At 48.1% G+C, this 4,823-nt stretch carries 5 protein-coding genes and 5 pseudogenes; 2 read left to right on the top strand and 8 right to left on the bottom strand.

Features of this window, described 5'->3' with window-relative positions; genetic code table 11:
- Nucleotides 1-176: 176 nt before the first annotated feature.
- The 6 genes and pseudogenes from DZ54_RS26960 to DZ54_RS22815 form a co-directional block, all read right to left on the bottom strand.
- Nucleotides 177-299 (bottom strand): hypothetical protein, encoded by a 123-nt coding sequence (locus tag DZ54_RS26960; protein WP_276202079.1) that lies wholly within the window; start codon nt 297-299, stop codon nt 177-179.
- A 496-nt stretch (nt 300-795) separates the two neighbouring features.
- Nucleotides 796-1,020, bottom strand: coding sequence for a DUF2897 family protein (locus DZ54_RS0116550; protein WP_025675293.1), 225 nt, complete (start codon nt 1,018-1,020; stop codon nt 796-798).
- Nucleotides 1,008-1,250, bottom strand: a complete 243-nt coding sequence (locus tag DZ54_RS26955) for a M15 family metallopeptidase domain-containing protein (protein WP_276202078.1) — start codon at nt 1,248-1,250, stop codon at nt 1,008-1,010. The genes DZ54_RS0116550 and DZ54_RS26955 overlap by 13 nt, the downstream gene beginning before the upstream one ends.
- An 8-nt stretch (nt 1,251-1,258) precedes the next feature.
- Nucleotides 1,259-1,705 (bottom strand): M15 family metallopeptidase, encoded by a 447-nt coding sequence (locus tag DZ54_RS26950; RefSeq protein ID WP_276202077.1) that lies wholly within the window; start codon nt 1,703-1,705, stop codon nt 1,259-1,261.
- Nucleotides 1,702-2,834 (bottom strand): annotated as a pseudogene (gene dapE, locus DZ54_RS22820) (succinyl-diaminopimelate desuccinylase). The gene DZ54_RS26950 and the pseudogene dapE overlap by 4 nt, the downstream one beginning before the upstream one ends.
- 38 nt (nt 2,835-2,872) lie before the next feature.
- Nucleotides 2,873-3,228: pseudogene (locus DZ54_RS22815) on the bottom strand (ArsC family reductase).
- A gap of 214 nt (nt 3,229-3,442) precedes the next feature.
- On the opposite strand from DZ54_RS22815, the pseudogene DZ54_RS24465 reads away from it, so the two are divergent.
- Nucleotides 3,443-3,720: pseudogene (locus DZ54_RS24465) on the top strand (winged helix-turn-helix domain-containing protein).
- Nucleotides 3,721-3,768: 48 nt separating this feature from the next.
- Here the strand turns inward: DZ54_RS24465 and DZ54_RS22810 are convergent.
- Together DZ54_RS22810 and DZ54_RS26490 are read right to left on the bottom strand one after the other, a co-directional pair.
- Nucleotides 3,769-4,098, bottom strand: a pseudogene (locus DZ54_RS22810) (DUF1499 domain-containing protein); the annotation flags it as partial.
- Between the two features lie 65 nt (nt 4,099-4,163).
- Nucleotides 4,164-4,528 (bottom strand): annotated as a pseudogene (locus tag DZ54_RS26490) (DUF2956 domain-containing protein).
- 94 nt (nt 4,529-4,622) lie between these two features.
- Here DZ54_RS26490 and DZ54_RS27620 point away from each other — a divergent pair.
- Nucleotides 4,623-4,823, top strand: a 201-nt coding sequence (locus DZ54_RS27620) for a DUF2919 family protein (protein WP_025675289.1), incomplete at its 3' end; no start/stop codon positions are given.

Here is a 4,823-nt window from a genome sequence, read left to right as displayed (position 1 = left end):
ATGACGAGAAAGTCAGCGATTAGCCTAGGTGATCGAGACGTTTAATGACAGGTTGAGGAGCAGGCATGGTAAGCGACCGTTAAATAACAGTAATAGATCAAAACTGGGGATCACGGTCAAGAGGTCTGTGACACTAAAATCTGTAAATGATCGCTGGATCACACTATTTTAATTCATTAATTGGCTGCGGAATGACGGATATAAACACCCTCTAGCCACTCTTGCGCAAATGAAGCATTAGCAAACAAGCTCGCCACTAACAAAAGACACCATTTTTTACACAGACTTTTTTTATTCATGCTATTTAGATCCTAAAGACGTACTATACAAATTAAAGTTAATGAACTGCATTGTTCATTTATAAGCATAAACCGTAAATTAATGCGAACAGAAATATACCCCCGAGTAAAAATACTGTCAACGCGAGAACCTGAGCCAACGCTAATGAAAGACAGCTTGGGAGATAGACAAAATGAAAGATGCTCGAGTTAGTGAATTGCTCTGAAGGCCTTGATACTAGTGAGACTGCGAGTAAATGTTATCATGCCCTCGCTTTCTCTAGAAAAATAAAAAGGCTGATACCACAATCTATTAATCCCTAAAACTTTTACTAAAAATGGAACACGTTTATCATAATAGATATTAAGTTTGTCATCATGTACGTTACTGCGAGCTCGTCCAATGTGTTTACTTTGGTTGGGTCTTCATAGGATCAGATCGTAAGCTTGGGTGAATGGTTCCATTGACTTGTTCAACAAACCAGGTCGCTGTAGCAACGAAGAGTCAGCCGAGAGCTTATTGATCATCATGTTGAGGGTGCCGTTCCTTGTCTTCATCTGACTGTGGTTGTGCGCTACCTTCATCGTTTTTGTCGGATGTTGACCGTTGATGCTTATCCGGTTTGTCTTTGTATTTAAGCCCAAACTTGGCGTTGGCGGTGTATTTGAGCGCCATGATGTTACTCACGACCACGGCGACCACAATGGTAATGATCACATAAGGATTGGTTAGCCATTCCATCTTTCCACCTCGCATAAGTTGGTGACATAGGTTGAATATATCCAATCTAATTGGTGAAGAATAGCATCTTTCCCACAAACAGGGGCACGGGTGATCGCAACCGCGAGCATATCCTGAGTGAAAGCGGATAACATCGACGCACTGGTGGCAATATGGCTGATATGCCACGGCTCTCTGGCCACCCCGCCTTGGTATTTCGCGTAAGGGAGGAAGAAACCGAATGCTGGCACATTGGCCTCTAGCAAGAAGAAAAGGCCGCCTGAGGGCCGATATCGTATTCGGGTGGGGTTAAAGCCAGCGGCTGATCAAGAATAAGGGACTGTTTATCATATACATCCATGTCAGTTCCCCAATGATGTCGACTGGCGCCGGGTAACGCCGACCAGCGTAAGATTGCGTGCACCCGTTCCTTGTCTGATAAGTGAGTCAGATCCATCGGTTGGCTGTTCGCATCAAGGACAGGGAGCTTGCCGTTAAATTTACCATTCCAGATCGCCAACTGGCGCTCAAAAGCGCGATATCCACTGGCGATTCTCAGCTCAAAACCAGCACGACTCGCCGCCTGTTGTAAGGCGGCGACGTCAGATAATACATCCTGATGTAAACAGGGAGCGCCAGGTTGGGTATTCATCGGTTGAAGCGCTGAAGGATCTTGCCCCGTTAGCTGTGCCGCACTCAGGCTCACGGTAGCGCCTTTTCCAACACTTTTTGGTACATGTCGGTCAGCTTTTCTAAGTCAGGAATGCTTACACACTCATTAACCTTATGAATGGTGGCATTGACCGGACCCAGCTCAATCACTTGAGCGCCCATCTGGGCGATAAACCGACCATCGGAGGTGCCACCGGTTGTCAGTAATTGCGGCGTTTGATGATTCACCTCTTCAACCGCGGCCACAACCGCATCAAGCAAGGTGCCTTCATCGGTCAAAAACGGGTCACCACTGTGGTCCATTCTAAGGTGTAGTCGAGCCCGTGCGCGTCCAGAATAGAATACACCCGCTGTTTGATGGTTTCACTATCTAGCTCGGTACTAAACCGGAAGTTAAATTGCGCGTGACATTCCCCGGGCACCACATTGGCAGCGCCTGTTCCTGCTTCAATATTCGGGATTTGAAAGCTTGTCGGTGGAAAAAAAGCATTGCCATTATCCCACACTGTTTGCACTAACTCTGTTAGCGCCGGCATGGCCTGATGGACAGGGTTACTGGCAAGGTGGGGATAGGCGACATGGCCTTGTACCCCTTTAACGTACAAATCGCCAGTGATAGAGCCGCGACGGCCGTTTTTGACCACGTCACCGACGTGATGCGTACTTGAGGGCTCGCCGACAATACACATGTCGATTTTCTCATTCCGAGCCATCAAGGTATCGACGACACGGGTGGTGCCATTAATAAATGGTCCTTCTTCATCTGAGGTGATGAGAAACGCAAGCGAGCCTGAGTGGTCTGGATGCTCGGCAATAAAGCGCTCAACAGCCACAACCATGGCAGCCAGTGAGCCTTTCATGTCTGCCGCTCCGCGGCCATGGAGGTGATCGTCAATGACCGTGGCTTTAAACGGCGGAGTATGCCATTGATCGCGCGGGCCAGAGGGCACGACATCGGTGTGGCCCGCAAACGCGAAGAGCGGTCCGTCAGTGCCACGTCGGGCCCAAAGATTGGTGGTGTCCTCAAACACCATGGTTTCAATCGTAAAGCCCAAGGCTTCTAATCGAGCAATCATTTGATCTTGGCAGCCGGCGTCTTCCGGAGTGACCGACTCACGATTGATTAAGTCTTTTGCCAAAGCCAGCGTGGCAGTATCAGTCATTGGAGTTTCCTTACAACAAAAATGAATCGACTATCACATTACGCGAAAATATCAGCGTATTGGTTCTCTTTAAAGCCAAGGTAATAGCTACCCTGGTGTACGAGCAATGGGCGCTTAATGATCGCTGGATTGTCTAGCATGATTGCGATAGCGCTGGCTTGGTCCAGATTGGCTTTTTGTTCATCACTTAATTGACGATAGGTGGTGCCGCGTTTATTGATCAGCGCTTCCCAGCCGAGTTCGGCGACGAAAGTCTGCAGAATTTGTGCATCCAAGCCATCTCTACGGTAGTCGTGATATTGATAGTCGATCCCTTGATTATCTAACCACTTAAGGGCTTTTTTAGAGTGTCGCAGTTTTTAATCCCAAATACAGTTGTCATGGTCGTTATCATCATTATTTACGGACGATTAAGAGTGACATCGCTCAACACCGAACGCAAGAGCTGGTGCGGGCCGGTTGGTTGAGCGATAAGGGATAAAGCGTGTGAAATGTGCGGTTAAATGAGTCTGCAGCACGTCGATTTGATGGCGGTTGATAAACTGACAAAGCMAGCTCTTAGCAGGCGGCATGAATAATGGGAACAATCGTCATTGTTGGAGGTTCATATGGAACTAAACCCGGTATTCGCTCGGCGTCTCTACCTTGCCGCGCTGGTAGAAGAAATGGAACGCCCAAATGTGCCACGTTTAATCGAGGCAACAGGCTGGCCACGCCGTACAATCCAAGATGTGTTGAAATCACTGTCTGGGCTCGGCATCGACATGACTTTCATCCAAGATGGAAAGCGTCATAACGATGGTTACTACCAGCTCAAGGACTGGGGCCGTTCCGCCGCGATTGGGTGGAAGATAAAAAACGAGACATTCGCTCTTATATCAACTAGCTGCTCGCTTAAGGCGTGATAAGCTCGGACGTCGGTTAAACGTTGGCGAATGGCCTCGGCACGCTGACGGTTAGCGCCAAAGTCATAGTAGCCAATCCGAGATGCGGAGCGAAGCGCGAGTTGGTTGCCCGCGAGCGAGACTTCAACATCATCCACAAAGCGCAGCACCTTAGTGGTGAAGCGTAAGTGTGCGTAATTATCTTGCGAGGTGACGACCTCAGCTCGTGGCATGGCTGCGATATGCGCGACAATGGTTGAAAACGTCACGCTGTCATTTGCGATATAAAGCGGTGCCAGCTGGAATTTCTTTCTTGTATCTGCGGTGGAAACACAGTTAGGACTATCGCCACAAGCCGTCACTGGAGGGTGCTTAGCCATGGTTTCTCCTTTGCTGCAGCCAACTAACGTGATGATCCCTATTGTCGCTACCAGTTGCTTCCACATTACGCCCTCACGAATATATAACCAATGAAACCTATCCAGCTTACCACAAGTAAAAGCCAAGGCAGACTGCTATAACTCTTATCCAAACCAGGCTTGGCGGGGATGGAATCATCGATCGTGGCTTGAGACGCTTTCACGGGTGCGGCGTCTGATGGGTTTTTTTGTTGGTTTTCGTTTACGTGGCTTTATCCTGCTCACGGGCTTTTACTTTTTGTTCCTTTTTATATTGCGCAATCCCTTTTTCAATCCCTTGTGCGATCAGTTTGGTCTGTGCTTTTGTTTGTCCCGGCTTTTGCGTGGCTTTAGCAACACGCATGGCATCTTGTTGCGTTTCTGGCGAAATCGTCGCTTTTGGTTTGGCCATGAGAGCTCCATGTGACGCTAAATAAATGACTCCACCCAAGGATAACAAATTTTACTTTTGCGCTTGCAGTTTTTATTACATATCGCCAAGGTAAATGCGTGACTTCTCAACCAATAAGCTTATGGATACGTTTCATCACTTTGACGAGAAAGGGTATATCAAGGCACCACAAATCGCCGTGTTGTGTCTCCTGTTATTAAGTCGCGCATGGTGGCTGTTGGCGATGGCAGGTGTTAGCCGAGAGCAGGGCAGTGAGTTACTTGCATTGGTTTATCCCGATATATCGGCGTTTTAT

Origin of the sequence: Salinivibrio socompensis S35 (assembly GCF_000513715.1) — a bacterium.
Classification (GTDB): Bacteria; Pseudomonadota; Gammaproteobacteria; order Enterobacterales; family Vibrionaceae; genus Salinivibrio; species Salinivibrio socompensis.
The sequence above is the reverse complement of the archived record's forward strand: the minus strand, read 5'-3'. Positions and strand labels throughout refer to the sequence as shown.